The following is a 2,747-nucleotide window of genomic DNA, read 5'->3' on the forward strand; positions in this document are numbered from 1 at the left end:
AGTTATAATGTAGCTATACCAACAGATGCAGCGTTAGGATCAACGAGAATGCGTGTATCGATGAAGTGGAATGCTACTCAAGAAGCTTGTGAGTCTTTCTCATACGGAGAGGTAGAAGATTACACAGTAAATATTACAGCAAGCTCGGCTAAAACTACGGATATTGTTGAAGCAGAAGCGTTAAGAAACGAGGGTGGTATTGATTTAATGGCTTATCCAAACCCTGCAATTAATTCGGTACAAGTAAAAGTAGGTTTCAGAGCAGAAGGTTCAACTTATAAGATTGTAAATACAATAGGAAGTGTAGTTCAATCAGGAAAGTTATCATCTACACTAGATGTGTCAAAGTTAAACTCAGGAATATACATCTTAGAAGTTAATGACGGTCAAAAATCATTAACAACTAAGCTGGTTAAAAAATAATTTACTTTTTATTTATTACGATAAAGTCCGAGAAATCCTCGGACTTTTTTATTAAAATAACAATTGATTTTTATTAAAAATCAATTGTTATTTTTTTGTTAAAAAAATGTATATTTGTTACCAAGTCATTCTTTTTAAATGGCTAATAATAAATATTTAACATAAAACCCTTCTAAAATGAAAAACAGATACATTAAAGGTATAATGTTATCTGGGCTTTTAGTATCCGGAATACTTACAACGTATGCTCAGGATAAAAAAGACTTGAAACATTTAACATTTGAAAAATCTTCTAAAATTTCTCTTGAAAAAGCACCGGAGCTAATTAGAGAAAAATTAAAACTATCTTCTAATGATGGTTTGGCAAGAATCCAGTCAAAAAGTGATGATCTAGGATTTGTTCATGAAAAATATCAACAAAGATTTAAAGGATTAAAAGTAGAATTCGGAACGTATACAGCTCATGCTAAAAGAGGTGTTCTGGAAAGTATGAACGGTGAGTTTTATAACGTTGAAAACGTTAATACAACTCCAAAGTTAACAAAAGGAAGTGCTTTTAAAAGAGCAATTACTCATACCGGAGCAGAACAGTATTTATGGGAAGCGCCGGAAGAAGCAAAAAAAATAGGTAATTATAAGAAACCGGAAGGGGAATTATTAATTCTACCGGGAAGTGTTATTGGAAAAAAAGAGGCAAGATTAGCATATAAATTTGATATTTATGCCTTAAAACCATTGAGTAGAGGTTACTTGTATATAGATGCACATACAGGAGAAGCTTTATTTTTTAATGCTATTATTAAGCACGTAGATGAACATGCGAACTCTTCAAAAAATTTAGGAAAAGTTAGTGTTTCTACTAAAGTAGTAGCAAATTCAGTTGAAATGTTTGCTACAGGAAATGCCGCTACCAGATATAGTGGTTCTAGAGCAATTGATACCAGAATAATTAGCGGAAGTTATGCGTTAAGAGATGATACCAGAGGAAATGGTATTAATACGTACAATAGTGGCGGGCAAAATAGTTACCCTTCTACAAACTTTACAGATAACGATAATAACTGGACAGCTGCTGAGTTTGACAATGCGGCTAAAGATAACGCAGCTTTAGATGCGCACTGGGGAGCTGAAAAGACGTTTGATTATTTCTCACAAATACATAACAGAAATAGTTATAATGGGTCAGGAGCAGCAATAAACAGTTATGTGCATTATGATAACATTCCGGGAGGAGCCGGTTATGATAATGCCTTTTGGAACGGGTCTGTTATGACTTATGGTGATGGAAGTTCTAATGGTAACGAAGGTAATGGGTATTTTGATGCATTAACGTCTATTGATGTTGCTGCTCATGAAATTGGACATGCAGTTTGTTCTCATACAGCAGATTTAGCATATCAAAGAGAGTCAGGAGCTCTTAATGAAGGATTCTCTGATATTTGGGGTGCAGCGGTTGAGCACTTTGCAAAAGGGAATGGAAATGATGCTGCTCCTGATGCAGCAGTATGGTTAATAGGTGATGAAATCGATAGAAGATCAGGATCGGTTGCTTTACGTTCAATGAGTAATCCTAATGAAAGAAGTCAACCGGATACGTATGGTGGAACTTATTGGAAAAGCCCTAATTGTGGTACACCAACTCAAAGTAATGATTACTGTGGGGTACATACAAATTCAGGAGTTTTAAATTACTGGTTTTATTTACTTTCAGTAGGAGGTTCAGGAACTAATGATGTTAATGATAGTTATAATGTTTCAGGAATAGGAATTGCTAAGGCAGCTAAAATAGCTTATAGAACAGAAGCTAATTACTTATCATCTAATGCTACTTTTAATGATGCCAGAACAGGAGCAATTACAGCAGCAACAGATTTATATGGAGCGAATAGTAATGAAGTGAAATCAGTAACAAATGCTTGGTATGCAGTGGGGGTTGGAGAAGCTTATGTTGAGCAATGTGGTTTAGCAGCTCCTACTAATTTAGCATCATCTAATGTGAATGATAATGGATTTACATTAACATGGTCGTCAGTTACAGGGGCTAATTCGTATACAGTAACAGTTAACGGAACTAATTATAATGAAACAGGAATGTCAAGAGTGATTACAGGTTTAACTCCGGGTACTGCTTATACTTGTACAGTAAAAGCCAATTGTACTTCAGGAGGTAGTGGAGCAGCAGCAACTACAAGTGTAACTACTACAGGAACAACTCCGGTTACTTATTGTTCTTCAAAAGGAGACAGTGTAGCTGATGAGTACATTCAAAGAGTTCAGTTGGGTAGTATAGATAATGCTTCAGGAGCCGGAAACGGATATTCAGA

At 35.2% G+C, this 2,747-nt stretch carries 2 protein-coding genes; both read left to right on the forward strand.

Annotated features, from left to right (window positions below; all coding sequences use genetic code 11):
• On the forward strand, positions 1-423 hold a 423-nt coding region (locus ACQY1Q_RS17260), incomplete at its 5' end, for a T9SS type A sorting domain-containing protein (protein ID WP_431006574.1).
• A 177-nt stretch (positions 424-600) separates the two neighbouring features.
• On the forward strand, positions 601-2,747 hold a 2,147-nt coding region (locus ACQY1Q_RS17265), incomplete at its 3' end, for a M4 family metallopeptidase (protein WP_431006575.1).

Origin of the sequence: Tenacibaculum sp. TC6, assembly GCF_050606265.1 — a bacterium.
Taxonomy (GTDB): Bacteria; Bacteroidota; Bacteroidia; order Flavobacteriales; family Flavobacteriaceae; genus Polaribacter.